22 protein-coding genes and 1 tRNA gene are annotated in these 23,711 nt (G+C 71.2%); 8 read left to right on the forward strand and 15 right to left on the reverse strand.

Features of this window, described 5'->3' with window-relative positions:
• Positions 1 to 14: 14 nt before the first annotated feature.
• Complete coding sequence (locus tag ACI2L3_RS03305; RefSeq protein WP_404750568.1) at positions 15 to 617, reverse strand: lytic polysaccharide monooxygenase; 603 nt, start codon at positions 615 to 617, stop codon at positions 15 to 17.
• Between the two features lie 197 nt (positions 618 to 814).
• Positions 815 to 1,918 (reverse strand): SPFH domain-containing protein, encoded by a 1,104-nt coding sequence (locus tag ACI2L3_RS03310; protein WP_404750569.1) that lies wholly within the window; start codon positions 1,916 to 1,918, stop codon positions 815 to 817.
• A 165-nt stretch (positions 1,919 to 2,083) separates the two neighbouring features.
• Between ACI2L3_RS03310 and ACI2L3_RS03315 the strand changes: the two genes are divergently transcribed.
• The 4 genes from ACI2L3_RS03315 (at position 2,084) to ACI2L3_RS03330 (ending at position 7,148) form a co-directional block, all read left to right on the forward strand.
• Positions 2,084 to 2,157, forward strand: a tRNA-Lys gene (locus ACI2L3_RS03315).
• A 68-nt stretch (positions 2,158 to 2,225) separates the two neighbouring features.
• Positions 2,226 to 2,939, forward strand: a complete 714-nt coding sequence (locus ACI2L3_RS03320; RefSeq protein ID WP_404750570.1) for a FadR/GntR family transcriptional regulator — start codon at positions 2,226 to 2,228, stop codon at positions 2,937 to 2,939.
• A 304-nt stretch (positions 2,940 to 3,243) separates the two neighbouring features.
• Positions 3,244 to 5,211, forward strand: coding sequence for a glycosyltransferase family 2 protein (locus tag ACI2L3_RS03325; protein WP_404750571.1), 1,968 nt, complete (start codon positions 3,244 to 3,246; stop codon positions 5,209 to 5,211).
• Positions 5,208 to 7,148 carry a galactose oxidase-like domain-containing protein gene (locus ACI2L3_RS03330; RefSeq protein WP_404750572.1) on the forward strand — a complete coding sequence of 647 codons (1,941 nt, stop codon included), beginning with the start codon at positions 5,208 to 5,210 and terminating at the stop codon, positions 7,146 to 7,148. Before ACI2L3_RS03325 ends, ACI2L3_RS03330 begins: the two co-directional genes overlap by 4 nt.
• 162 nt (positions 7,149 to 7,310) lie before the next feature.
• Here the strand turns inward: ACI2L3_RS03330 and ACI2L3_RS03335 are convergent, their stop codons facing one another.
• A complete protein-coding gene (locus tag ACI2L3_RS03335) occupies positions 7,311 to 8,339 on the reverse strand; it encodes a glycoside hydrolase family 6 protein (protein ID WP_404750573.1) in 1,029 nt (342 codons plus the stop codon).
• A gap of 157 nt (positions 8,340 to 8,496) precedes the next feature.
• Here ACI2L3_RS03335 and ACI2L3_RS03340 point away from each other — a divergent pair, with 157 nt between their 5' ends.
• Positions 8,497 to 9,270, forward strand: a complete 774-nt coding sequence (locus ACI2L3_RS03340; RefSeq protein WP_404750574.1) for an ANTAR domain-containing protein — start codon at positions 8,497 to 8,499, stop codon at positions 9,268 to 9,270.
• Positions 9,271 to 9,578: 308 nt separating this feature from the next.
• Here the strand turns inward: ACI2L3_RS03340 and ACI2L3_RS03345 are convergent, their stop codons facing one another.
• The 12 genes from ACI2L3_RS03345 to ACI2L3_RS03400 form a co-directional block, all read right to left on the reverse strand.
• The gene (locus ACI2L3_RS03345) at positions 9,579 to 10,244 is read right to left on the reverse strand and encodes a class F sortase (RefSeq protein ID WP_404750575.1); all 666 of its coding nucleotides are present in this window, start codon (positions 10,242 to 10,244) and stop codon (positions 9,579 to 9,581) included.
• A 15-nt stretch (positions 10,245 to 10,259) separates the two neighbouring features.
• Positions 10,260 to 10,802: a hypothetical protein gene (locus ACI2L3_RS03350; RefSeq protein WP_404750576.1), complete on the reverse strand. Its 543-nt coding sequence runs from the start codon at positions 10,800 to 10,802 to the stop codon at positions 10,260 to 10,262.
• A gap of 68 nt (positions 10,803 to 10,870) precedes the next feature.
• Positions 10,871 to 11,650 (reverse strand): HAD-IIA family hydrolase, encoded by a 780-nt coding sequence (locus ACI2L3_RS03355; RefSeq protein ID WP_404750577.1) that lies wholly within the window; start codon positions 11,648 to 11,650, stop codon positions 10,871 to 10,873.
• A 140-nt stretch (positions 11,651 to 11,790) separates the two neighbouring features.
• A complete protein-coding gene (locus tag ACI2L3_RS03360; protein ID WP_404750578.1) occupies positions 11,791 to 12,873 on the reverse strand; it encodes a 2-aminoethylphosphonate ABC transporter substrate-binding protein in 1,083 nt (360 codons plus the stop codon).
• A 37-nt stretch (positions 12,874 to 12,910) separates the two neighbouring features.
• The gene (locus ACI2L3_RS03365; RefSeq protein WP_404750579.1) at positions 12,911 to 13,708 is read right to left on the reverse strand and encodes an ABC transporter permease; all 798 of its coding nucleotides are present in this window, start codon (positions 13,706 to 13,708) and stop codon (positions 12,911 to 12,913) included.
• The gene (locus ACI2L3_RS03370) at positions 13,695 to 14,570 is read right to left on the reverse strand and encodes a 2-aminoethylphosphonate ABC transporter permease subunit (RefSeq protein WP_404750580.1); all 876 of its coding nucleotides are present in this window, start codon (positions 14,568 to 14,570) and stop codon (positions 13,695 to 13,697) included. Before ACI2L3_RS03370 ends, ACI2L3_RS03365 begins: the two co-directional genes overlap by 14 nt.
• 100 nt (positions 14,571 to 14,670) lie before the next feature.
• Complete coding sequence (locus ACI2L3_RS03375; protein ID WP_404750581.1) at positions 14,671 to 15,723, reverse strand: ABC transporter ATP-binding protein; 1,053 nt, start codon at positions 15,721 to 15,723, stop codon at positions 14,671 to 14,673.
• A complete protein-coding gene (locus tag ACI2L3_RS03380) occupies positions 15,723 to 16,418 on the reverse strand; it encodes an HAD family hydrolase (protein WP_404750582.1) in 696 nt (231 codons plus the stop codon). The genes ACI2L3_RS03375 and ACI2L3_RS03380 overlap by 1 nt, the downstream gene beginning before the upstream one ends.
• A gap of 23 nt (positions 16,419 to 16,441) precedes the next feature.
• Positions 16,442 to 17,566: a TIGR03364 family FAD-dependent oxidoreductase gene (locus tag ACI2L3_RS03385; protein ID WP_404750583.1), complete on the reverse strand. Its 1,125-nt coding sequence runs from the start codon at positions 17,564 to 17,566 to the stop codon at positions 16,442 to 16,444.
• Positions 17,567 to 17,699: 133 nt separating this feature from the next.
• Positions 17,700 to 18,485, reverse strand: a complete 786-nt coding sequence (locus ACI2L3_RS03390; protein ID WP_404750584.1) for a GntR family transcriptional regulator — start codon at positions 18,483 to 18,485, stop codon at positions 17,700 to 17,702.
• A 54-nt stretch (positions 18,486 to 18,539) separates the two neighbouring features.
• Positions 18,540 to 19,367 (reverse strand): hypothetical protein, encoded by an 828-nt coding sequence (locus ACI2L3_RS03395; RefSeq protein ID WP_404750585.1) that lies wholly within the window; start codon positions 19,365 to 19,367, stop codon positions 18,540 to 18,542.
• Positions 19,368 to 19,604: 237 nt separating this feature from the next.
• Positions 19,605 to 21,071: an ROK family protein gene (locus ACI2L3_RS03400; protein ID WP_404750586.1), complete on the reverse strand. Its 1,467-nt coding sequence runs from the start codon at positions 21,069 to 21,071 to the stop codon at positions 19,605 to 19,607.
• Between the two features lie 80 nt (positions 21,072 to 21,151).
• Here ACI2L3_RS03400 and ACI2L3_RS03405 point away from each other — a divergent pair, with 80 nt between their 5' ends.
• The 3 genes from ACI2L3_RS03405 (at position 21,152) to ACI2L3_RS03415 (ending at position 23,704) form a co-directional block, all read left to right on the forward strand.
• Entirely contained in the window at positions 21,152 to 22,249 is a 1,098-nt protein-coding gene (locus ACI2L3_RS03405) for a Gfo/Idh/MocA family oxidoreductase (RefSeq protein ID WP_404750707.1), read from the forward strand.
• On the forward strand, positions 22,246 to 22,725 hold the full coding sequence (locus ACI2L3_RS03410; protein WP_404750587.1) for a heme-degrading domain-containing protein: 480 nt from the start codon (positions 22,246 to 22,248) through the stop codon (positions 22,723 to 22,725). Before ACI2L3_RS03405 ends, ACI2L3_RS03410 begins: the two co-directional genes overlap by 4 nt.
• A gap of 91 nt (positions 22,726 to 22,816) precedes the next feature.
• A complete protein-coding gene (locus ACI2L3_RS03415; protein WP_404750588.1) occupies positions 22,817 to 23,704 on the forward strand; it encodes a radical SAM protein in 888 nt (295 codons plus the stop codon).
• The last annotated feature ends 7 nt before the right edge of the window (positions 23,705 to 23,711 follow it).

The raw sequence follows: 23,711 nt of genomic DNA on the forward strand, positions 1-23,711 counted from the left end.
CTACGGGGACCGCGTCAGAACTGGACGTCCGAGCAGGCGTAGAACGCGTTCGCCGTGTCCGCGACCGTCCAGACCGCGACGATCACGTGGTGCCCGCTGCGGCCGCCGGGGATGGTGCCGCTGTGCGACAGGGTCGCGGGCGGCTGCTGGCTGTTGTAGGGAACGCTGAGGAACGGCGTGGTGTCCAGGGCAGACCTGGTCACCGCCTTGCTGTCGTCCCAGCCCTGCTTGGTGATGTAGTACTTGAAATCGGTGGTGCGGTGGCGCGCGGTGAACTGCCAGCGGAACGTGTAGTTCTGGCCGCCGCTGACCTTCGTCGTCGGCCAGGCCGCGCCGTTCGGCGTCTTGGGCGAGTCGAGCTGGCTGAAGCCCGCGACGCCCGCCGAGCAGATCTTGCCGTCGGCCGGGCCCCCGGCGGGGAAGCCCTTCAGGCCCTCGACGCTCTGTGGTTCGTACTGTATGGAGCCGCAGTTGGCCACCACACCCTTGGCGCAGTTGATCTGCCGGCTGGCCGGCAGATCCGTGTAGCCGTGGCTGCTGGCACCACCGGAGGAGAGCGCGAACGCGCCGACCGTGCCGAGGCCGACCAGGGCCGCGTACATCTTCTTGTTTCGCATGTGCCGCTCCTGCCGAACGTGGGGAGATCCGTGGGACGTGCGCGCACTGCGGTCTAGACCAAGTTCAGATTATTGCCGTTAGTTGAACATGTCCATACCAATCGCGGAGAGGATCCGTCCGCATCGCCCCCGCACCGTTCGCCACGGGTTCACCCCACCAACTGCCGCCCCGCGAACGCCAGTTGTCGATTCAGCCGTCAGCGCTGCTCCCCATGCCCCGCACAGAACGCCACCGTCAGCTCCTTCACCAGCGCCTTGCGCTCGCAGTCGTCCAGCTGCACGAGGCCCCGCGCGGTCAGCCGCGTCACCGTGTCCTCGACCGAGTCGACCACCGACGCGGCGACCCGGCGGCGCCGCATCGCCTCGGCCACCTCGGGGGCGTGCTCGACACGGGCCGGCTGCACCGAGAAGATCTCGACGCCGACCGCCGCCGCGTCCACGGCCAGGGCCCGGGTCAGCGCGGCGCCGACGGCCTCGGCGTCGCGCAGCGCGGGCGCCGCCTCGTGGAACGCGTCGGCGGGCAGCCGCGACAGAATCCGGGCCGTGGCCGCCTCCAGGCACTCCCGCAGGTACTCCTGGTGGTCCTCGACCGCGAGCGTCGCCCGCGCCGGGTCCTTCACCCGCCATACGACGAGGAGCGCGACGCGCAGGGCGACACCGCCGCGGTCGACGGCCGTCATCGGCTCGCTCCGCCAGTACCGCAGCCGTACGTCGACCCGGCGGCGTAGGAGCAGCGGGTTCACCCACATCAGGCCGGTGCGGCGGACGGTGCCCCGGTAGCGGCCGAAGAGGCTCAGCACCCAGGCCCGGCCGGCCCGCCCCCGGGCCAGCCCGCCGAACCCGAAGAGGCCGAGCGTCCCGGACCCGGCGAGCGACGCCCACTGCGCGGCGCCGAGCCCGGCCCCCTCGTACCGGGGAAGCACCGTCATCCGCAGCGCGACGTCGGGCAGCACGCCCGCCCACCACAGCGAGAGCGCGCACCCCGCGACGCCCGCGCAGCCGCCGAGCACCCCGGCGAGGCCGGGCAGCACGCGCGCCCGGCGCTCCACGAGAGCCGGGTCGATGTCGGGCACGGGGCGCGCGGCCGGCGTGGCGAGGGGCGTCGTCCCGGAGCGGCGCGGCGCGTCGTCCGGGTCGTCGCGGAAGAGGAGGTGGACGGGGATCTCGGTGGTGGCCTCGGTCCGGATCACCCGCGGCAGCCGCGCGACGCCCGGCCACCCGGGCGCCCCGCCGGGCCGCCGGGCGGCCGCCTGCGTGCGATTCCCGTCACACCCCGGAAAAGGATCTTCGCGCGTCTGCACGTCCGTCAGTTTCGCAACTGACCCGGCATACCGCATGTTGACGGTCCGAATGACGGATCGGCCCCGCCCCCGGGCCCTCCCCCGGCCGCCCCGGGGGCCTCCCCCGCCGGGCCCGGGTGGTCGGGACCACGTCTCGACATCCGGTAGAGTTACGCAGGTCAGCAGGCGCCGCTAGCTCAGTTGGTTAGAGCAGCTGACTCTTAATCAGCGGGTCCGGGGTTCGAGTCCCTGGCGGCGCACAGACAGCGAAGGCCCTCCGTTCACGCGGAGGGCCTTCGTCGTGCTCACGTACCGCTACCGTGTCGCCATGGCGCGAGACATCCAGGAGCGGATCAAGAAGCTGATCATCGATTCGAGGCTGCCCTCCGGGGCCTCGCTGCCGACGGAGCCCGAGCTGATGGAGCGCCTCGGCGTCAGCAGGAACTCCGTGCGGGAGGCCCTGAAGGCGCTCCAGGCGATGGGGATCGTGGAGATCCGGCACGGTTTCGGGACGTATGTCGGTCCGATGTCCGTCGCGCCGATGATCGAGGGCCTGGCGTTCCGCACGGTCGCGGGCCACTACCGGGGCGAGGACAGCCTGCTCCAGCTCCTGGAACTGCGCGAGGCCGTGGAGACCGGGCTCATCGCGCGCCTCGCGGGCCGCGTCCCGGCCGCCGACCTGGCGGAACTGGACGCGCTGGTGGAGCGGATGGAGGCCGAGGCGGCGTCCCCGGAGGGCGCCGTGCACGCCGAGACGGACCGAGCGTTTCACGCCACCCTCTACCGGGGGCTGGGAAACCTGCTGCTCGGTGAGGTTCTGGAGGCGTTTTGGGATGCTTTCCACAAGGTTCGTACGGACCTGGTGGACGTGCCGCTGGATCCCCGGGTCACCTGCCGCCAGCACCGGGAAATCCTGGCGGCGGTCCGCTCGGGCGACGTACTCCGCGCTGAGCAGGCCATACGCGAGCACTTCGGTAACATCCGTACCCGGTTGAGCTCACCGGCCCCAGCAGACGCCACAAATCGCTTGTATGACCGGTAAACCCCTTGCGTCTATCGCTCTTGCGATCATGCCGTAAGGCGTAGAACCCTGTCCTGGAGCCATTGGCTTTCACGAGGCGGGCGGTACGGGGTGGTTGGGGGCCCGACGCGCCCGCGGCGGGACAGGGGACGGGGGTCCCGTTCGTGAAGCGATGCCGAGGGGGGCATCATGCAACCGGAAGGTCGCCTTTCCATGTCTAAGAGGACGGTGGCCTGCCATTGATGCGTCCGTGACGGTCGAGGGTGCCCGAAGCGGACGGAAGGACCAACGAACACGCGGCTGCCCGCGTGCGGGGGGATGACTCATGACGTCGACGCCGACGGGCGCCCGACAGAACGACCCGTCAGAGACGACCCAGCTCCGGGTGCCGTCGCACAGAACGGGCGGATTCCGCAGAATCAAGAAGACCCTGCCGCGGTACGACTACGAGCACTACAGCCGGCTCGCCGGGCCACTGACCCAGCCCGATCCGAGCAAGCCCTACCAGGTGAAGTACCGCTCACTGCTCTCGCAGGAGCCGCACAAGATACGGGCCGCGCTGATGCTGGGCGCGGCCCCGCTGCTCTCGCTCGTGCTGCTCGGCTGGCTGCTCCAGCCCGAGCACTGGACGGAGCGGGACTACGTCGCGAACGACTGGCTGCCGGTCCTCGACATCGTCATGCTCATATCGATCGGTCTGATCGAGTTCTTCCGCTGCATGAACGTGCTGTCGAACGCGCACGCCACGCTCGTCGCCCGCGACCCCATACCCGTGGTCCCCGAGACGGGGACCAGAGTCGCCTTCCTCACCTCCTTCGTGCCCGGCAAGGAGCCGATCGAGATGGTGACGAAGACCCTGGAGGCCGCGGTCAAGATCCGGCACCGCGGCCCGATGCACGTATGGCTCCTCGACGAGGGTGACGACCCGGAGGTCAAGGAGGTCTGCCGGCGGCTCGGCGTCCACCACTTCTCCCGCAAGGGCGTGGCGAAGTGGAACATGACGAAGGGCCCGCACCGCGCCAAGACCAAGCACGGCAACTACAACGCCTGGCTGGACGCGCACGGCGACGACTACGACTACTTCGCCTCGGTCGACACCGACCACATACCGATGCCGAACTACCTGGAGCGGATGCTCGGCTTCTTCCGTGACGAGAACGTCGGCTTCGTCATCGGCCCCCAGGTCTACGGCAACTACGACAATTTCGTCACCAAGGCCGCCGAGTCGCAGCAGTTCCTCTTCCACGCGCTGATCCAGCGGGCGGGCAACGCCTACGGCGCCCCGATGTTCGTCGGTACCTCCAACGCCGTACGCATCAAGGCGCTGAAGCAGATCGGCGGCCTGTACGACTCGATCACCGAGGACATGGCGACCGGCTTCGAGATCCACCGGGCCACGAACCCGGCGACCGGCAAGAAGTGGAAGTCGGTCTACACCCCGGACGTGCTCGCGGTCGGCGAGGGCCCCAACGCCTGGACGGACTTCTTCACACAGCAGCTGCGCTGGTCGCGCGGGACGTACGAGACGATCCTCAAGCAGTTCTGGAAGGCACCGTTCTCGCTGCCCCCTGGCCGCCTCTTCAACTACACGATGATGGTCATCTTCTACCCGATGTCCGCCATGAACTGGATCCTGGCCGCGCTCAGCTGCGCGCTGTTCCTGGGCCTCGGCGCGTCCGGCGTGAACATCGACCCGACCATCTGGCTGATGCTGTACGGCAACGCCTCCGCGCTCCAGATCGGCCTCTACATCTGGAACCGCAGGCACAACGTCTCCCCGCACGAGCCCGAGGGCTCCGGCGGCGTGGCGGGCATGGTGATGTCGGCGCTCTCCGCGCCGATCTACGCGCGCTCGCTGCTCGACGCGGCGCTGCGCCGCAAGAGCAAGTTCGTGGTGACCCCCAAGGGTGACTCGGCGAGCCCGGACACGCTGTTCGGCACCTTCCGGATACACCTGTTCTTCATCCTGGTCTTCGGCGCCTCGATGGCCGCCTCCTTCGTGTACGGGCACTCCCACCCCGCGATGATCGTCTGGGCCTCGTTCGCCCTGCTGATCACGGCCGCGCCGATCTTCGCGTGGCGCTGGGGCATGCGGCAGGACAAGAAGAAGCCCAAGCCGCCGCCCGCGCCGGACGCGACCGTTCCGCAGCAGCGCGACGCCACGGCGCCCCTTCCGTACGCGGCACCCGCGCCGCACGCCCCGCACGCGCCGCATGCCCCGCAGCAGAAGCCCAGCTGGGCCGCCGCGCCCGACCAGACCATGCAGATATCCCTTGGGGGACGTAAGAAATGAAAGACCGTGCCGGCCACCGCCGCCGCGCCCGCCGCATCGCGATAGGCACGGCGGTCGTCCTCGCGCTGGCGGGGATGAACGGCCCGTGGCTGTGGCGCGTGGGCTCCGAGAAGTACCACGACTACAAGATCAACAAGCCGGAGTACAAGGCGGCCAACGGCCACTGGGACGTGCTCGACTTCCCCGAGGAGTACCGCCAGAACACCATCCACGCGGCGCTCCTGCACACGGGCAAGGTCCTGCTGGTCGCCGGGTCGGGCAACAACCAGAAGAACTTCGACGCGAAGAAGTTCGACACCCGGCTCTGGGACCCGGTCAAGAACACCATCAAGAAGATCCCGACGCCCACCGACCTGTTCTGCACGGGCCACACCCAGCTGGGCAACGGCAATCTGCTGATCGCGGGCGGCACCCAGCGCTACGAGAAGCTGAAGGGCGACATCACCAAGGCCGGCGGCCTGATGATCGTCCACAACGAGGACCCGGACGAGCCGAAGACGATCCCCGCGGGCACCAAGTTCACGGGGAAGAAGAACGGCAAGACGTTCGTCTCCCAGGACAGCGTCCTGGTCGAGAAGGCGAAGAAAATCTTCGACAAGCAGACCGGCCGGTTCCTGCGCACCGAGCCGGGCCTCGGCCGGGTCTACGTGGAGGCGGCCAGGAGCGGCGCCAAGTACGAGACGGGCACCCAGGACAACTACCGCATCCAGGGCCTGAAGGGCTCCGACACACGCAACGTCTACGGCATGGCGCAGAAGCTCGCCCTGGACAAGAAGGACTTCCAGGGGATCAAGGACACCTTCGAGTTCGACCCGGTCGCGGAGCGGTACATCAAGGTCGACCCGATGAACGAGGCGCGCTGGTACCCCACGCTGACCACGCTCACCGACGGGAAGATCCTCTCCACGTCGGGCCTCGACGAGATCGGCCAGCTCGTGCCGGGCAAGAACGAGGTGTACGACCCGAAGACGAAGAAGTGGACGTACACGAAGGGGATCCGCCAGTTCCCGACGTACCCGGCGATCTTCCAGCTGGCCGACGGCAAGCTCTTCTACTCCGGTTCCAACGCGGGATACGGCCCGGACGACGTCGGCCGCAAGCCCGGCATCTGGGACCTGCAGACCAACAAATGGCAGGGCATTCCCGGCCTGAGCGACCAGAAGCTCCTGGAGACCTCCGGCACGGTCGAGCTGCCGCCCGCCCAGGACCAGAAGTACATGGTCGTCGGCGGCGGTGGCGTCGGCGAGTCCAAGGAGTCCAGCGAGAAGACCCGCATCGTCGACCTGAAGGCGGACAAGCCGCGCTTCGTCGACGGCCCCTCCCTGGAGAAGGGCACCCGCTACCCGCAGATCTCCACGCTGCCCGACGACACCGTGCTGATCTCCGGCGGCTCCGAGGACTACCGCGGGCGCAGCGACTCCAACATCCACCAGGCGCGGATCTACGACGCGAAGACCGGTGAGATGCGGCGGGTCGCCGACCCCGAGGTCGGCCGCAACTACCACTCCGGTTCGGTGCTGCTGCCCGACGGGCGCGTGATGTTCTTCGGCTCCGACTCGCTCTACGGCGACAAGGCCAACACCAAGCCCGGCGTCTTCGAGCAGCGCATCGAGATCTACACGCCGCCGTACCTCTACCGCGGCTCACAGCCGTCGCTCGGCGCGGGGCCGAAGACGATCGCACGGGGCGGGTCGGGGACGTTCCCCACGAAGCACGCCTCGTCCATCAAGACGGCCCGCCTCATCAAGCCGAGTGCGTCGACGCACGTGACCGACATCGACCAGACGTCGATCGCGCTCGACCTGAAGAAGGAGAAGGGCTCCGTCACGGTGACGGTCCCGAAGAACCGGTCTCTGGTCGAGTCCGGCTGGTACATGCTCTTCGTGACCGACGACCAGGGCACGCCGAGCAAGGCGCGCTGGGTCCGAGTGCCTTAAGTGCCCCGCAGGGGCGCACTTAAGGGGCGCGGGGAACTGCGCGCTCAGCCCACGAAAAGCCGCAGTCGCGTCTGCCGAGTTACCGAGCAGACGCGACTGCGGCTTTGTTGTGGTTGCTCGCGCCCACGCGGCGGAGCCGCAAATCGATACAGCCCCGCGCCCCTAGTCAGCCTTCGCGAGGCCCAACGCATACTCCGGCCACCATTCGCCGGCCTTCGGGCCGCCCCGGCACGTGCCGTCGGACTCACCGGGCCGCTTGACCCAGAGGTACGCGTCGACGAGCGGGTCGGACGTCTTGGTGGTGGGGGCCTCGCCCAGGGCCCGCCCCGGCGGATTGCACCAAGGGTCCTTGCCCTTGGTGTAGGGCCCGTTGCCGTTGCGCCCCGTGTCGATGACGAACGGCTTGTCGCCGATCTTCGCCGACAGCTTCTTGCCGAACTCCGTGCTGGCCTCGGTGGTCTGGAAGTTGGAGACGTTCACGGCGAAGCCGTCGGCCCGCTCGACGCCGGACCGCTGCAAGGGCTCCCAGAGCGCGTCGGGGTTCTGCCAGCCCGCGTTGCCCGCGTCCAGGTACACCTTCGTGTTCTTCAGGGACTTGAGCTTCTCGATGGCGCCCTTGAGGAGGTCGTAGCGCTCCTCGTGGAACTCCTTCGGCGTGCAGTTGTCGACCAGGTGGAGGACCGCGTCGGGCTCCAGGATCACCGTGGCGTGCCGGTCGCCGATGCCCTTGGCGACCTGGTCGATGAAGGCGCGGTACGCGTTGCCGTCGGCGGCGCCGCCGCCCGAGTACTGGCCGCAGTCGCGGTGCGGGATGTTGTAGACGACGAGCAGGGCGTCGCGGTCGGCCTTCTCCGCGGCCTCCGTGAAGCCGCGCGCCTGGTCCTCCGCGTTCTCCGGGACGATCCACTCGGCGACCGGCTGCTCGGCGATCTTCCGGATCAGGTCGGCGTCGTCCTTCTTGCCGTCCTCGGCGTACGAGGCGACCTGTTTGGCGGCGTTCCCGTCCGGGTTGACCCAGTAAGGGTCCTTCTCCTTGGGCTGCTGCTTCACCGGCCCGCTCGGCGGGTCGTCGTCCTGGCCACCGCCGGAGGAGCACCCGGCGAGGAGCAGTGCGGCCCCCGCGAGCGCCACTCCCGTCCGCACTCCCCTGGCCGCGAAACCATGTCCGCGGCCGGTGTATTTGCGGTACATCCACTCCCCCTTGGGCGCACTGTCCTTCTCTCAATCGTGGCACACGTACTTGCCGCCCACGAGGTCCGCCCGTCGTGGGCAGGGAGCTGTAGGTGAGCTGTTACAGCACGCCCCAGCGGGGTAGGCGCAGTCCGCGGGGAGTGGAGGTGCATGGGGCATGCGAGACCGCGACAGCGGACTGCGGCTTGCGGACGTCCTGGTGGAAACCGTGGACACCCTGACCGACGACTTCGATCTCGGCCGCTACCTGAGGTGGCTCGCCGACCGCTGCGTGGAGCTGCTCGGCGTCCGGGGCGCCGGGGTGATGTATACCGGCGGCGGCAGCGAGGTCCTCATCGCCGCCGGCGGCCGTCAACCACGTGCCGTGCGGCAGCTGTTGGAGATCCAGCACCTCGGCGGGCCGTGCGTGGAGAGCTTCGGCAGCGGCGAGCCCGTGGCGCCGGTGCGGATCGACTCCCGTGGCGCGGGGGCCCGTTGGCCGGCGTTCGCCGAGCGGGCCTGCCGGTACGGCATCGCGGAGACGTACGCGGTGCCGATCCGGCGGCACGACACGGTGCTGGGCGCGCTCAACGTGTTCGTGGCGGCGCGTCCGGCGGTGGGTGCCGAGAGCGGGCCCGCGTCCGACCTCGGGGTGGGGATCGCGCAGGCCCTCGCCAACGCCGCGGCGACCGGTCTGCACAATCACCGCACCCACTTCGCGTGCCGGGTGCTCTCCGAGCAGCTCCAGACGGCGCTGGACAGCCGCATCCGTGTCGAACAGGCCAAGGGGATACTGGCCGAGCGGTGGCAGACCGGCATGGACGAGGCGTTCGAGGCGATGCGGAGCCACGCACGCAGGGAACAGCAGGTCGTCGACCTGGTGGCCGCCCAGGTGATCAAGGGACTGATCGACGCCGAAGCGCTCCGCCACGGCAGGTCCGGACCTATCTGAGGACCGCTCCGAGGACCGCTTCCACCTGCGGTGATCACAGAGGGAGAGGAGTCGGCGACTTGGCGTCATTCCGCCCCGAACGCCCTCTAGGCCAGCGCGCTCATCCGTTCTAAAGTCGGTTGCAGGCCCGAGCCCCCGGCCTGGTCGACCATTCCGCGACGCGGAAATGGTCCCGTACCTCCCGCGCCGGCGCCGGGTTTCTCCCGCAACCCGTGCGCGCGCGGTCGAGGACCAGCCCGGTCGGCGGCTCCGGGGGGAGCGGGCCGCCGACCGGGCCAGGTGCCAGTTGCCGGGTGCCGGTACAGGCCCTAGGACCGCACGCCCGTGAGGTAGGCCGAGACGATCACGTTCGCGGAGTAGGTGCGGGCGGCCTTGTCGAAGACGCCGCCGCAGGTGATCAGGCGTAGCTCCGCGCGGCCCTTCTCGTGCTGGCCGTACGCCTTCTCCGCGTCGAAGCGGTCGCGGCCGACGACCTGTACGTCGTCCACCGTGAACTCCGCGACGGTGCCGTCGTCGCGCGCCACCCTGATCTCTTCGCCGGCACGCAGCGCGCTCAGGTCGTAGAAGACGGCGGGTTCGGTCTCCGTGTCGACGTGCCCGACGAAGAGGGCCGCGCCGGCGGCACCGGGCCGGGCGCCGCCCGCGTACCAGCCGACGGTGTCGGCCTGCGCGAAGGACGGCGGGTCGATCGCGCCCTCGGCGTCCAGGCCGCGGGCGATGACGGGGGCCCGCACCTCCAGTGACGGCACGTCGACGCGGGCCGGGCGGGCGGGCTCCAACGGCTCGTGCGCGGGCGGCAGTTCGACGCCGAGGGGGCGGCCGACCGCGGCCACGTCACCGGTGGCGGGCGCGGAAAGACCGCCGCGCAGCCCGGTGATGTCGCTGCCCCAGAGCCAGAGGGCGACCAGGAGGACCGCCCAGGCGACGCCGGTCAGCAGCCGTCCCGAGCCGGTCGCGCGTCCACCGCTGGACACGGTTCTGCCCGCCCGTCACTCGGAGCGTCGCCGGCGGACGCTGCGGAACGCGACGGCGACGGCGGCGACCCCGGCGAGGACCAGGCCGATCACGGCGTGCCAGGTGCCCGGCCCCGCCTCCTCGGCCTCGGCGGCGGCCGTGGTCACCGGCGCGGTGCCGCCGCCGCCTGCCCGTACCGGGGAGACCGGGGCCCGGTCGCGCCCGGCCACCTGGACCGTGCCGACGCCCTGGTGGGGGTGGCCGTCGCAGGTGACGGTGACGTCGAAGGTGCCGGAGACGCCGCCCCTGATCTTGGCGCTGCCGCTGAGCTTGTACTCGCCGCCGTCGCGGCCGGTGAGCTCGGCGTCGCCCTCGAAAGCCCCGGACCCTGCCGTACCGGTGGTGCCGCCGCAGCCGGAGACGCTCACCTCCACGGCGGCGCCGGGCGCGGCGTCGGACGGGGTGACGGTGGCCCGGACGGACTCTTTGTCGTGGGCCTGGGCGGCGCCGGCGGGCAGGGCGGCCGCCAGGACGACGGCCACCCCGGCTCCACGCAGCGCCAGGGAACGTATACGCATCGTGAACCTCCACCTACGAGGTTCACCCGCCCCGGACGACTCCGCATCTCGGCGGAGGTCCGGACCGGTCAGACGCGGTCCACGAGGTCGGCGATGGAGTCGACGATGTTCGAGGGCCGGAAGGGGTGCCGGTCGATGTCGGCCCGCGAGGTCAGCCCGGTGAGCACCAGGAACGTCTCCATCCCGGCTTCGAGACCGGCGAGGATGTCGGTGTCCATGCGGTCCCCGATCATCGCGCTGGTCTCCGAGTGCGCGCCGATCGCGTTCAGACCTGTCCGCATCATCAGTGGGTTCGGCTTGCCCGCGAAGTACGGGTGCTTGCCGGTCGCCTTGGTGATGAGCGCCGCGACGGCCCCGGTGGCGGGCAGCGGCCCCTCCATGGAGGGGCCCGTCTCGTCGGGGTTGGTGCAGATGAAGCGGGCCCCGCCGTTGATGAGGCGGACGGCCTTGGTCATGGCCTCGAAGGAATACGTGCGGGTCTCGCCGAGGACCACGTAGTCCGGGTCGTGGTCGGTGAGCACGTACCCGATGTCGTGCAGGGCGGTGGTCAGGCCCGCCTCGCCGATGACGTACGCGGTGCCGCCGGGGCGCTGGTCGTCGAGGAACTTGGCGGTGGCGAGCGCGGAGGTCCAGATGTTCTCCACCGGCACGTCCAGGCCCATGCGGTTCAGCCGGGCCTGGAGGTCGCGCGCGGTGTAGATGGAGTTGTTCGTCAGGACCAGGAAGGGCCTGCCGGACTCGCGCAGCCTCTTGATGAAGGCGTCGGCGCCGGGGATCGGCACGCCTTCGTGGATGAGCACGCCGTCCATGTCGGTGAGCCACGATTCGATGGGCTTGCGCTCTGCCATGCGGTGCACTCCTGCGGTGTACGAGGTGGCTGGGGCGCCGGGACAGCGCTGTGCCGACACCCCACAGCCTAATCAGGATGCCGTGATCTTGACCCGGTCGATCACGCAGGGCCTGGGCGTGACGGTTCGAGCGTGACGATTCAGCTGCCCGTCGCCGACTTCCAGTCCGCCACGTACGACTGGAGGTTCTCGGAGATGTCCGCCCAGTCCGGCTCGAAGACCTCCACGCCGTCGACGATCTTGCCGAGGGCGACGGCGTTGGCGTCGGTGGCCTTGATGTCCCCGCGGGCCGGGAAGCCGCCGCCGATCTCGCTGACCTGACGCTGGGCCTGCTCGCCGAGGAGGTGGTCGAGGAACTTCTTCGCGTTGGCGCTGTGCGGGGCCTTGCTGACCAGGCCGGCCGCGTAGGGCAGCGCGAACGTGGTGCGCCTCTCCGGGTTCTTCGCGGTCGCGGGGAACCAGATGCCGAGGTTCGGCATGTCCTTGGACTGCGCGTAGTTCATCTGGACGTCGCCGTTGGCTGCGAGGAGTTCGCCCTTGTCGACCTTGGGCGCGAGCTTGCCGGTGGAGGCGGACGGGCCGACGTTGTTGGTCTGCAGCTTCTTCAGGTACGCCATCGCCGGCTCCTTGCCGCCGAAGTCGTGCATCGCCTTGATGAGCACGGCGGTCCCGTCGCCCGCGACGCCCGGCGTGGAGTACTGCACCTTGTTCTTGTACGAGGCGTCGGTGAGCTCCTCCCACGTCCTGGGCGCCTTGCCGCCCGCGAGTTCCTTCTTGTTGTAGATGAAGCCGAAGTAGTTCTTCACCACGGAGGTCCACTTGCCGTCGGCGGCCTTGTCGGCGCCGTCGACCTGCTCCGACCCCTTGGGCTCGTACGACTCCAACAGGCCCTTCTCGTCGGCCTGCTGGATGAACGGCGGCAGGGTGATGATGACATCGGCCTGCGTGTTGGACTTCTCGCGGACGGCGCGCTGCACCATCTCGCCGGAGCCGCCCTCGACGTAGTTCACCTTGATGCCGGTCTTCTTCTCGAAGTCCTCGAAGACCCGGTCGTACCAGCCGTCGCCGTTCTCGCCCTTGAGGCCGTCGGCGCTGTAGACGGTGACGACCTTGTCGTCGGACGCGGCCGAGCTGCCGCCGCACGCGGTGAGGGAGCCGGCGAGGACGAGGCTGCCGGTGACGGCGGCGAGCGCTCGGACGCGGATGCGGGGGTGACGCGACATGACGTTTCGTACTCCTTGGGACAGGGAGGCGGGGAGGTCAGCGGTAGGAGGCGCGGGTGCGGATGCGGGAGACGGCGAGCAGGACGAGGAGCGTGGCCGCCATGAGGACCACCGCGAGGGCGGCGCCGGTGAAGGTGGACCCGCGGTCGGTGGCCGCGTAGATCCGCACGGGGAGCGGCATCCAGTCCGGCGGGTAGAGCATCATCGTGGCGCTCAACTCGCCCATGGAGAGCGCGAAGCACAGTCCGGCGGCCGCGTTCAGTGACGGCAGCAGGAGCGGCAGCTTCACCTTCCACAGGACGTACGAGGGCCGGGCGCCCAGCGACGCGGCGGCCTGTTCGTACGCCGGGTCGAGCCGCACGAGGGCGGCCGAGACGGACTGGTAGGCGAACGCCGTGACGAGCAGGGCGTGCGCCAGGATTACGATCCACCGCGTCCCGTTGAGGATCATCGGCGGCTTGGAGAACGCGACGAGGACCGCGAGCCCGACGACCACGGACGGCACGGCGACGGGCAGCACGAACAGCGCGTCGAGGGCCCTCTTGCCGCCCTTCTTCAGCGAGGCGGCGGCGAGCGCGGCCCAGGAGCCGACGGCCAGCGCGAGCAGACTGGCACCGAGGGCGGTGACCAGGCTGGTGGTGAGGGCCTGGAGCGACTCGCCGCGGGTCGCCGCCGCGTAGTGCTCGCCGGTGAGACCGGACGGGAAGGCCCCCGACCAGTGCTCGGAGAACGACGCCGTGAGGATCACCAGCAGCGGCAGCGCGAAGAGAGGAAGGAAGAAGACGGCGAAGAGGACCCAGGTCGCCCACTTCCCTGTGCGGCTATGCACCAACACGACGGCTCACCACCCGGTAGAGGCCGTAGAGGCCCACGGAGATCGCGATGTTGACGACGGCGACGACGCACGCCGCCGGATAGTCGGATTCGAGGATGGCCTTGCTGTAGACGAGCATCGGGAGGGTCGTGACGCCTTTCGCCCCGGTGAAGAGGACGATCCCGAACTCGTTCAGGCACATGACGAGGACGAGGCTGCCGCCGGCGGCGAGCGCGGGCAGCGCCTCGGGCAGGATGACGCGCCGCACGATGCGGGCGGGCCTGGCCCCCAGGCTGGAGGCGACCTCGATCTGCGCGGTGTCGATCTGCGAGAACGCGGCGAGCAGCGGCCGCATCACGAACGGCGTGAAGTACGTGATCTCGGCGAGCAGCACGCCCCACGGGGTGGTCAGGAACTGGAACGGCCCCTCGGCGGTGCCGGTCGCGTCCGTCCACACCCCGTTGGCCATGCCCTTCGTCCCGTAGATGAAGAGCAGGGCGAGAGTGATCAGGAAGGACGGGAAGGAAAGAAACACGTCGATGAACTTCGCGACGGCCTTCCCGCCGGGAAACGGCACGAACGCGATGACCAGCGCGAGCGCGAACCCCAGCACGAGACATCCCACCGTCGCCCCGCCCGCCAACCACACGGTGGTCCCGAGCGCCTCCCGAAACGCCTCGGACGCGAACACGTCGGAATACGGCTGGAGGGAGGTCCCGCCGGTGTCGGGTTGCAGGGACTGCTGAACGACGAGGAAGAGGGGGTAGAGAAAGAAGAGCGAGAGGAGGACGACGGGCGGCAGGGCCCAGACGAACGAGGGCAGACGCCACCCCCGCCGAGCCCCGGACTGCTGCCGCTCCCGCTGTGGGCAGGCGTTCCGCACGGCGATGGGGGTCCCCCCTGATCGAGCGGAGTCGAGAGATTGGGGGAGGGTGGGCACAGCCCCCGGTGCCGGGTCACCTTTCAGCAAGCGCTCAGCAGGACTACCCATCGGTCACCCCTCCGGAGAGGAGCACCGCGTCTTCGGGCGCGAAGTGCAGGGTGACCACGTCGCCGATAGCGGGCGGATCCCGGAGTTCACGGACATCCGCCTTCACCCGCTCCCCGGCCACGTCGACGTACAACCGGTGAATGGCGCCCCGCCATTGGACTTCGGCGACCCTGCCCCGCAGGGAGTTCGGGCCCTCCCCGAGCCCGACCAGATGCGGCCGTACACACAACGTGGCGGTCACCCCAGAGGCGACACCCCCCGTGTCGACCTTCAGCGACACCCCACCGAAGGACACCACCCCCTCCCCCACCGTCACCGCGAGGAGATTCGCGTTGCCGACGAACGACGCGGTGAACTCCGTCCGCGGAGCCCGGTACAGCTCCTGCGGCGTCCCGCAGTCCCGCAGCCGCGCCCGGTCCATGACGGCGATCCGGTCGGCCAGGGTCAGCGCCTCGACCTGGTCGTGGGTGACGTACAGGATCGACACGTCGGGCAACTCCCGGTGCAGCCGGGCGAGTTCGGCCAGCATTCCGGAGCGCAGCTGCGCGTCCAGCGCGGACAGCGGCTCGTCGAGGAGCAGCACGCCGGGCCGGATGGCGAGCGCCCGCGCGATGGCGACCCGCTGCTGCTGCCCGCCGGACAGCTCGCGCGGGAACCGCTTCGCGTACGCGGCCATGCCCGTCATCTCCAGGGCCTCGGTGACCCGCCCGGGGATCTCGCTCTTCGCCACCCGTTGCGCCTTCAGGCCGAACGCGACGTTGTCCGCGACCCGCATGTGCGGGAAGAGCGCGTACTGCTGGACGACCATGCCGATGCCCCGCTGGTGCGGCGGCAGCGCGGTGACGTCGCGGTCACCGATGAGGACCCGCCCGGACACGGGCCGCACGAACCCGGCGACGGCCCGCAGCGCGGTGGTCTTGCCGGACCCCGAGGGTCCGAGCAGGGCCATGACCTCCCCGGGCTCGACGGTCAGGTCGAGGGAGTCGAGGACGGTGTTCCCGTCGTACGCGACGGAGACCCCGTCGAAGCGGATGCCGCTGCCCATCAGCCGGCCCCCCGGAGCAGCGCGGGCAGTTCGGCGACGGAGCCAAGCACGTGGGTGGCGCCGGCCTCGCGGAGCGCGGCGTCACCGTGGGCGCCGGTCAGCACCCCGGCGACGACGGAGGCGCCCGACCGTACGCCGCTGAGCATGTCGTACGCCGTGTCGCCCGCGACCGCGACGTCCTGGACGCCGTCCACGGCGCCGGTGCGCAGGAACGCGCTGAGCACCATGTCGGGGTAGGGGCGCCCGCGGCCGCCCGCGTCGGCGGGGCACAGGGTGAGCGGGACGAGGCCCCGCCAGCCCAGCGCGTCGAGGATGGCGTCCTGGGTGACGCGGGCGAATCCGGTGGTGAGGACGACGGTGCGGCCGTCCTCCGTCAGCTCCTCGATGGCTTCGCGCGCCCCGGCGACCGGCGCGATGCGGCCGCCGTCGACGAGCGTCCCGTACGCCTTCTCGAAGGCGGCGTTGGCCCGTTGCGCAAGCTCTTCCTCGCCGAACAGGTGCCGGAAGACGGAGATCTTGGACTCGCCCATCGTGGCGCGGACGTACTCCAGTTTCGCGGCGTGGTCCGCGGAGTCCGGCTCGACGCCGAGCTCCCGCGCGGCGGCGGCGAAGGCCTGCTCGACGAGGCCGCCGTCGGCGACGGTGGTGCCCGCCATGTCGAGTACGACGAGACCGGTGCGGCCCTGCGTCTTCACGGTCGACTCCCTCACCGACTCCCTCACCATCCCAGTTCGTTCGCGGTCTGCTCGGCGATCGCGGGCGAGCAGGTCATACCGCGCCCGCCGGGCCCGGTGACCAGCCACACGCCGTCGCGCACCTGCTGCCGGTGCACGACGCGGCTCGTGTCGACGCACTGCGCGTACACCCCGGCCCAGCGCCGCCTGATCTTCGGCAGCGGGCGGCCGAGGAAGCCCTCGACGACCTCGGTGAGGTGGTCGTAGGGGTCCTCGACGGTGTCGAACGCGAAGGGGTGCTCGTACTCGTGGGTGTCGCCGATGGTCAGCCCGCCGTCCGCGCGCTGCACCATGAGCAGCTGCATCTTGTGCTCGGCGGCGGTCGGTGTCTGCGCCTGGCCGGCGTTGAGCTCGTCGAGAGCGTCCGACTTGTACGCGGGGTAGTAGCGGAAGCTGTCGGCGTCGGCGACGGAGGTGGTGAGCGCCTCGCCGAGCGGCTCCGTCTGCATCATCTGAAGGCGTACGCGGCGCACGGGCAGGTCGGGTCCCGCCAGCTCGCGGACGAGGCCGCCGAGCCAGGCGCCGGTGGCGAGGACGACGGCGTCGCCGGTGTGCACGTCGCCGTGGTCGTCGCGGACGCTGCCCGCGCCGACGACCTCACGGACCTCGCGCCCGGGCAGGAAGGTGTAGCGGGGGTTGGCCGACAGGGCTTCCCGCAGCCGCAGTTGAGCGGTGCGCGGCTCCACCGCCGCGTCCCGCTCGCACCACAGGGCCGCGCCGAACTCGCCGCGCAGGGCCGGGTTGAGGGCACGGGCCTCCCCCGCGGTGAGCAGCTTGTAGCCGCGGGCCGCCGCGTCCGGGCGGGCGAGGGCGGCCTCGGCGACGGCGTGCTCGCGTTCGTTGCGCACGAGGGTGAGGGAGCCGTTGGCCCGGAAGCCGAGGCCCGGGACGCGCTCGCCGATGCCCTCCCACAGCTCGCGGGCGCGCAGGGCCGTGTCGAGCTCCTCGCCGCCCGCCCTGCCGCTCACCCATATCTGCCCGAAGTTGCGCAGGGACGCCCCGCGGGCCTCGCTCTCGCGCTCGATCTGTACGACCTCGTGGCCGCGTTCCACTGCATGCCAGGCGTGCATGGTGCCCACCACGCCGGCTCCTACGACGATGACTCTCACGGCGGCAACGCTCGTGGCGGGTGGTGTCCCGCGCGGGGCCGGGCGGCAACGGGACGGTGAACGGCCACCCAAGGTTGGCCTAGACCCGTTATGTTTCCGTTATCTACGGGGCGGGTGCGCGGGGTGCGCGGACTCAGCCGCCCAGATGCGTGGTGAAGGAGAACCGGTCGCCCCGGTAGAGGGTGCGCACCCGCTCCAGCGGGCGGCCGGACGTGTCGCGCGACAGGCGGTGGATCAGCAGCATGGGCAGTGCGGGCGGCGTCCCGATGAGCAGCGCCTCGCGCGGGGTGGCGAGGACCGTCTCGATCCGTTCGTCGGCGTCCCCGAAGGAGATGCCGAGGCGGTCGCGGAGGTACGCGTAGAAGGAGGAGTCCGGCTCGAACTCCTCGTCGAGCCGCGGCACGCGGGCCACCGAGACGTACGTGCTCTCCAGGCCGACACGCTCCTCGTCGGCGAGCAGCACGCGCTCCATGTGCCAGACGGGCTCGCCCACGTCGCCGCCGATCTCGCGGGCGAGCGCGGGCGGGCACGGGAACCGGTCGAGGGAGATGAGGTTGCGTCCCGGGGTGCGCCCCTGCCGCCGCACGCCCTCGGTGTAACTCGCGAGCGACAGCGGCTGCTCCAGCTTCGGCCCCGCCACCACCGTCCCCCGCCCCTGCCTGCGCAGCCGCCCCTCCAGGAGCAGTTCGCGCAGCGCCTGCCGCACGGTCTCGCGCGCCACCTCGTACCGCTCGGCGAGGTCCCGCTCGGTGGGCAGCGGCTGCCCGTCCCCCAACTCCTCGATGAGCGCGGCGATTCTCGCCTTCACGGCGTAGTACTTCGGGATGCGGCCGTGCTCCGGGATGCCGGAGCGGACGGGGGCGCCCGGCGCCTGGTCGAGCAGGTGGGCGGGGAGGTGCGCGGTGTTCGGGTTGTCCACCCGGGGATGTTCGCAGACGTACGTGAACGGGCGCCGACGTCCCCGACGTCGCCGTCAGCGGCGTCGGGTCCGCGGGCGTCCGGCTCGCGGGCGTCCGGTCCGCGGGCGTCCCGTTCGCAGACGTCGGGCTCCGAGCATGAGAGCGCAGCCCCCGATGACAGCGGCGGCCGCGGCGGCGAGCACCGGGGCGATCGGGGTGCGCCGGCCGGTGTCCGCGAGCTCCGGAAGCCGCGGCAGCGCCTGGAACGGTTCCTCGGAGCTGCCCGTGGTGACGTCGAACGAGTAGTCGTTGGAGGTGCCGACCCAGTCGCCGTCGCCGTCCCTGCGCTGGACGAGCGCGGCGGACGCCACGACGTGGTTGGGCCCGGCGCCGGCCGTGAAGGCGAGCCGGACCTTGACGCTGACGGTCCGGCCCGGCGCGACCGTGAAGCCTGCGAAGCCGTCGTCGAAGACGCCGACGTTCTCCCCCTTGACGGTCTTCTCGAACGGCACGGGCCGCCACCGCTTCCCGTCCTCGAACCGCAGCCGCACCTGCTCGGGCGTCAGCGTCCGCTCCGCGTCCACGAGGACGAGGACCGGGTGGATGTTGCCGCAGGGCTCGTCGGTGGCGTTGGTGAGGTCGACCGTCCACTCCTGAGGACCGCCGCCAGGCCGGTAGGCGGCGGGGCCGCGGCGGATGCGGGTGTCGATGGGGAACTCGGCCCGGTCCTCGTCCGCGCAGGTGGGACGCCCCCGGTACGCCGGAACGCCGGACTCGTCCCGCCGCCGTTCCCCCACACCCTCGCCGTCCGCGGCGGCCACCGCGGGCGCCATGGCCACGGTGGACAGGAGGGCGGCGGCCGCAGCGGTGACGCCAAGGACGAGAGAACTGCGAAAGGCCATGGAGAACCTCAGAACCTCTGCTGAGCAGCCGACGGACGGGTGGCGACGGATGCGCCCGGGCCGGGGGCCGGGGCCCGGGCGTCAACACCGCTTCCGACCCTGCCACGCGCCCGCGCCCCGGCCACCGCACCGCCCGCGGATAGGACCGATCGGCCTGCCCAAGCCCCACGATCAGGCGAGAACTCCCCGCCCGCGCATAACACCGGTGCCCGCGCCCCCACCCCCGGCAACTCGCCCTCAACGCGCCGGAAACACCACCTCCGCACGCCCGAACAACGGCGCCAGCACCAGTTGGGCCGCTCCTTCCGCCACCCCCCGCTCTCCTCCGGGCGCGAGACTCACCGGCACCCGGAGGGTCCCGCCCCCGCGCCGGACGCGTTCCGCGACGACCGTGCCGACCCCCCGTACGAAGAGATCCTCGGCGGCGAAGACGGTCCGCCCGCCGAGCACGACGCGGTCGATGTCGAGGAGGCCGACGAGGTTGCCCGCGGCCGTGCCGAGGACCCGCGCCGCCTCGTCGAGGTCGCCACGGGCGACGGCCGCGAGGCAGAGCGCCTCGACGCAGCCCCGGTCCCCGCACTCGCAGGGCGGCCCGTCCAGCTGGAGCACCTGGTGGCCGAACTCCCCCGCGCCGGTACGGGCCCCGCGGTGCAGCGCGCCACCGAGCACGAGCCCGGCGCCGAGCCCCGTGCCCAGATGGAGGTAGGCGAAGGAGTCGGCGGCGCCCGCGAGGGCGAGGCCCAGCGCCGCGGCGTTGGTGTCCTTGTCGACCACGACGGGCAGCCCGAGCCGCTCCGAGAGCACGTCCCGCAGCGCGAACCCGTCCCACTCCGGGAACCCGGTGACGCGGTGCAGCACGCCCGCCGCGTGGTCGAGCGGCCCGGGCAGCGCGACCCCGACCCCGGAGACGCTGCCGCCGTCGAAGCCCCCGCCACCACTGCCCCCGGCGACGACGCCGTCGCCGTCTCCGATGCCGTCGCCGAAGCCGGTGCCAGCGCCGAAGCCGGTGCCAGTGCCAGTGCCGAAGCCGGTGCCAGTGCCGAAGCCGGTGCCGTCGCCGTCGCCGGTGCCAGTGCCAGTGCCAGTGCCAGAGCCGGTATCGGTGCCGTCGCCGATGCCAGCGCCAGAGCCAGTGCCGCTGACAGCGCCAGCGCCAGTGCCCGTGCCGTCGCCGGTGCCGAAGCCGGTGCCAGCGCCAGCGCCGTCGCCAGTGCCAGAGCCAGAGCCGGTGACAGCGCCGGTACCGTCGCCGGTGCCGGCGACACCGCTCGCCCCTGCCGCGAGCAACCCCCGCACTTCCCCCACCGCCACCTCCACCACCGCCTCCGCGCCCGCGCCGAAGGCGAGCGGAGCGCGGCGTTCGGCGACGACCGTGCCGGTGAGGTCGACGAGGACCGCCGTCAGCTCGTCGCGGTCCAGGTGGAGGCCGACGGCGTGGCCCGCGGCGGGGACGAGGCGCAGCACGGTGCGGGGCTTGCCGCCCGTCGAGGCGCGGCGGCCCGCCTCCGCGGCCAGACCCTCGGCCCGCAGCCGCGCGGTGATCTTGCTGACGGCCTGCGGGGTGAGCCCGGTGCGCTCGGCGAGTTCGAGGCGGCTGATGCCCTCCTCGCCCGCCGCGCGCAGCAGATCGAGCACGAGCGCGGCGTTGTGCCCGCGCAGCACCGGCAGGTTCACTCCGGGGTTTCCCCTGTTCACGTACGACATCACAGGGCCATTGTCCCGCCCGCTTGCACTTTGGCAACACCGTTGCTTAAGTGGAGGACATGACTGGTACAGGCTCCAAGATGACCGGCACAGGCACCTCAGGCTCCCCCCTCCGCGTCGGGCTCGTCGGATACGGCCTCGCGGGTTCCGTCTTCCACGCCCCGCTGATCGCCGCCACCGACGGCCTCGTCCTCGACACGGTCGTCACGTCCAACCCGGAGCGGCAGGCGCAGGCCCGCGCCGAGTTCGGCGACGGACTGCGCTGCGCGGCCTCGGCCGACGAGCTGTGGGAGCGGGCGGACGAGCTCGACCTGATCGTCATCGCGTCCCCGAACAAGACGCACGTGGCGCTCGCCACCGCCGCCCTGAAGGCGGGCCTGCCGGCCGTCGTGGACAAGCCGGTCGCGGGCACGGCCGCCGAGGCGCGCGAGCTCGCGGCCCTCGCCGACGAGCGCGGACTGCTCCTCTCCGTCTTCCAGAACCGCCGCTGGGACAACGACTTCCGTACGCTGCGCAAGCTGCTCGACGACGGCGGGCTCGGCGACGTATGGCGCTTCGAGTCCCGTTTCGAGCGGTGGCGGCCGAAGCCGAAGGGCGGCTGGCGCGAGTCGGGGAACCCGGAGGAGATCGGCGGTCTCCTCTACGACCTGGGCAGCCACGTCGTCGACCAGGCCCTGGTGCTCTTCGGACCGGTCGTGAGCGTGTACGCGGAGTCGGACGTCCGGCGCCCGGGCGCGGAGGCCGACGACGACACGTTCCTCGCGCTCACCCACGCCAACGGCGTCCGCTCGCACCTCTACGTCAGCGCCACCACCGCCCAGCTGGGCCCGCGCTTCCGGGTCCTGGGCTCGCAGGCCGGTTACGTGAAGTACGGCCTCGACCCGCAGGAGGCGGCCCTGCGCGAGGGCAAGCGCCCGACCACGGCTACGGAGGACCCGTGGGGCGTTGAGCCGGAGTCGATGTGGGGGACGGTCGGAGCCGGCGAGTCCCCGCCGACCGGCGGCGGCACCCCGCTGCCGACGCTGCCGGGCGACTACCCCGCGTACTACGAGGCGGTGGCGAACGCCCTGCGCGGCACCGGTGAGAACCCCGTCACCGCGCACGAGGCCGCCGCGGCCCTGGACGTCCTTGAGGCGGCCCGCCGCTCGGCCCGCGACGGCGTGGCGGTGACGCTGTGACCGCGCCCCAGGTGACCCCGCCGGCCATCGACGAGCTGGAGGCCCAGGAGCGCCGCCTCGTCCTGCCCCACTTCACGTACGACGACGCGTGGGCGCTCGGCACGCTCCTGGTGGAGCTGGCCCGCGAGCGCGGCGCACCCGTGGCGATCGACATCCGCCGCGGCGGCCAGCAGCTCTTCCACGCGGCGCTGCCCGGCTCGACCCCCGACAACGACGCGTGGATCGACCGCAAACGCCGCGTCGTCGAGCGGTACCACTGCTCCTCGTACCTCGTCGGCTCCCGCTTCCGCGCCAAGGGCACGACGTTCGAGGACTCCTCCCGCCTCGACCCCGACGTGTACGCGGCCCACGGCGGCGCGTTCCCGATCGCGGTGGAGGGCGCGGGGGTGGTCGGCACGGTGGTGGTGTCGGGGCTGCCTCAGGTGGAGGATCACGCGCTGGTGGTGTCGGCGCTGGAGCGGTTCGTCGCAGCCTGAACCGGGATTGTTCAACGCAAAGAGTGAAAACCCACTCGCTGAAGCAGGGGAAGCGGCACACCGCTTCCCCTGACGCCCCATAGTGTCCTGCATGCAACTGCCCGCATTCGTGGATCTGCGCCCCATCGGCCGTTGCAACCTCAGCTGCCCCTTCTGTTTCGGACCCCGTCACGAGGTCCCATCCATGTCCTGGGACACAGCTCTGGACGTGGTCGGAGTCCTCCGGGACGGAGGGGTGCAAGGCGTCGTCATCTCCGGTGGAGAACCGACACTGCTGCCGTATCTCGCCGATCTGGCCGGGGAGTTGAGCCGGCCGCTGCCGTCCGGGCGGCCGCCCCGCGTCGTCCTCAGCACCAACGGCCTCGCCCCTCTCAAGACCATGCACCGCATCCTCCCCCACCTCTCCTGGATCGCCCTGCCGCTGGAGTCCCGGGACGCGGGGGAGCACGGTCTGCTGCGCACCGGCAGCCCGGCACCGCACCGCGACCGGGTCCTCGGCCTGCTCAGGGAGGTGCGCAAAAACCACCGGCACGTCCAGGTGAAGCTGGGCACCGTCGTCACCCGCCTCAACGTCAAGGGCGCACCGCGCGTCCTGGACCTGATCGACGAGCGGTCCAGGCCGGACGTGTGGAAGGTCTACCAGATGTCGGAGACCAACTACGGCGCGGACAACCGGGACTGGCTCTCGCTCGGCGACGAGGAGTTCGAGGACGTGGTGAAGGAGTGCGAGGCGGCCGCCCAGGAGCACGAGGTTCCGCTTCGGGTGTACCGGAACCGCACCCGCACCGGCAGCTACTTCTTCATCGACCCGGACTGCGAGATCGTCGTCGTCGACGAGGGTGAGGAACGGCGGATCGGGAATCTTTTCGAGAAGCTCGCGGACCGTACGCTCCGGCCCGCCGAGGTCATCACCCCTGCCAGGAACGTCGAGAATTTCGCCGGCACCTATCCGGAACCGGACGACGCACCAGCCCTGTGAGGAGATC

The organism is Streptomyces sp. NPDC029674, assembly GCF_044903205.1.
Lineage (GTDB): Bacteria > Actinomycetota > Actinomycetes > Streptomycetales > Streptomycetaceae > Streptomyces.

What these genes read in the sequence shown, in the direction of transcription:
- ACI2L3_RS03305 (WP_404750568.1), bottom strand. Translation starts at nt 617, where the DNA reads ATGCGAAACAAGAAGATGTACGCGGCCCTGGTCGGCCTCGGCACGGTC.
- ACI2L3_RS03320 (WP_404750570.1), top strand. Translation starts at nt 2,226, where the DNA reads ATGGCGCGAGACATCCAGGAGCGGATCAAGAAGCTGATCATCGATTCG.
- ACI2L3_RS03325 (WP_404750571.1), top strand. Translation starts at nt 3,244, where the DNA reads ATGACGTCGACGCCGACGGGCGCCCGACAGAACGACCCGTCAGAGACG.
- ACI2L3_RS03330 (WP_404750572.1), top strand. Translation starts at nt 5,208, where the DNA reads ATGAAAGACCGTGCCGGCCACCGCCGCCGCGCCCGCCGCATCGCGATA.
- ACI2L3_RS03335 (WP_404750573.1), bottom strand. Translation starts at nt 8,339, where the DNA reads ATGTACCGCAAATACACCGGCCGCGGACATGGTTTCGCGGCCAGGGGA.
- ACI2L3_RS03340 (WP_404750574.1), top strand. Translation starts at nt 8,497, where the DNA reads ATGCGAGACCGCGACAGCGGACTGCGGCTTGCGGACGTCCTGGTGGAA.
- ACI2L3_RS03350 (WP_404750576.1), bottom strand. Translation starts at nt 10,802, where the DNA reads ATGCGTATACGTTCCCTGGCGCTGCGTGGAGCCGGGGTGGCCGTCGTC.
- ACI2L3_RS03355 (WP_404750577.1), bottom strand. Translation starts at nt 11,650, where the DNA reads ATGGCAGAGCGCAAGCCCATCGAATCGTGGCTCACCGACATGGACGGC.
- ACI2L3_RS03360 (WP_404750578.1), bottom strand. Translation starts at nt 12,873, where the DNA reads ATGTCGCGTCACCCCCGCATCCGCGTCCGAGCGCTCGCCGCCGTCACC.
- ACI2L3_RS03375 (WP_404750581.1), bottom strand. Translation starts at nt 15,723, where the DNA reads ATGGGCAGCGGCATCCGCTTCGACGGGGTCTCCGTCGCGTACGACGGG.
- ACI2L3_RS03395 (WP_404750585.1), bottom strand. Translation starts at nt 19,367, where the DNA reads ATGGCCTTTCGCAGTTCTCTCGTCCTTGGCGTCACCGCTGCGGCCGCC.
- ACI2L3_RS03400 (WP_404750586.1), bottom strand. Translation starts at nt 21,071, where the DNA reads ATGTCGTACGTGAACAGGGGAAACCCCGGAGTGAACCTGCCGGTGCTG.
- ACI2L3_RS03405 (WP_404750707.1), top strand. Translation starts at nt 21,152, where the DNA reads ATGACCGGCACAGGCACCTCAGGCTCCCCCCTCCGCGTCGGGCTCGTC.
- ACI2L3_RS03415 (WP_404750588.1), top strand. Translation starts at nt 22,817, where the DNA reads ATGCAACTGCCCGCATTCGTGGATCTGCGCCCCATCGGCCGTTGCAAC.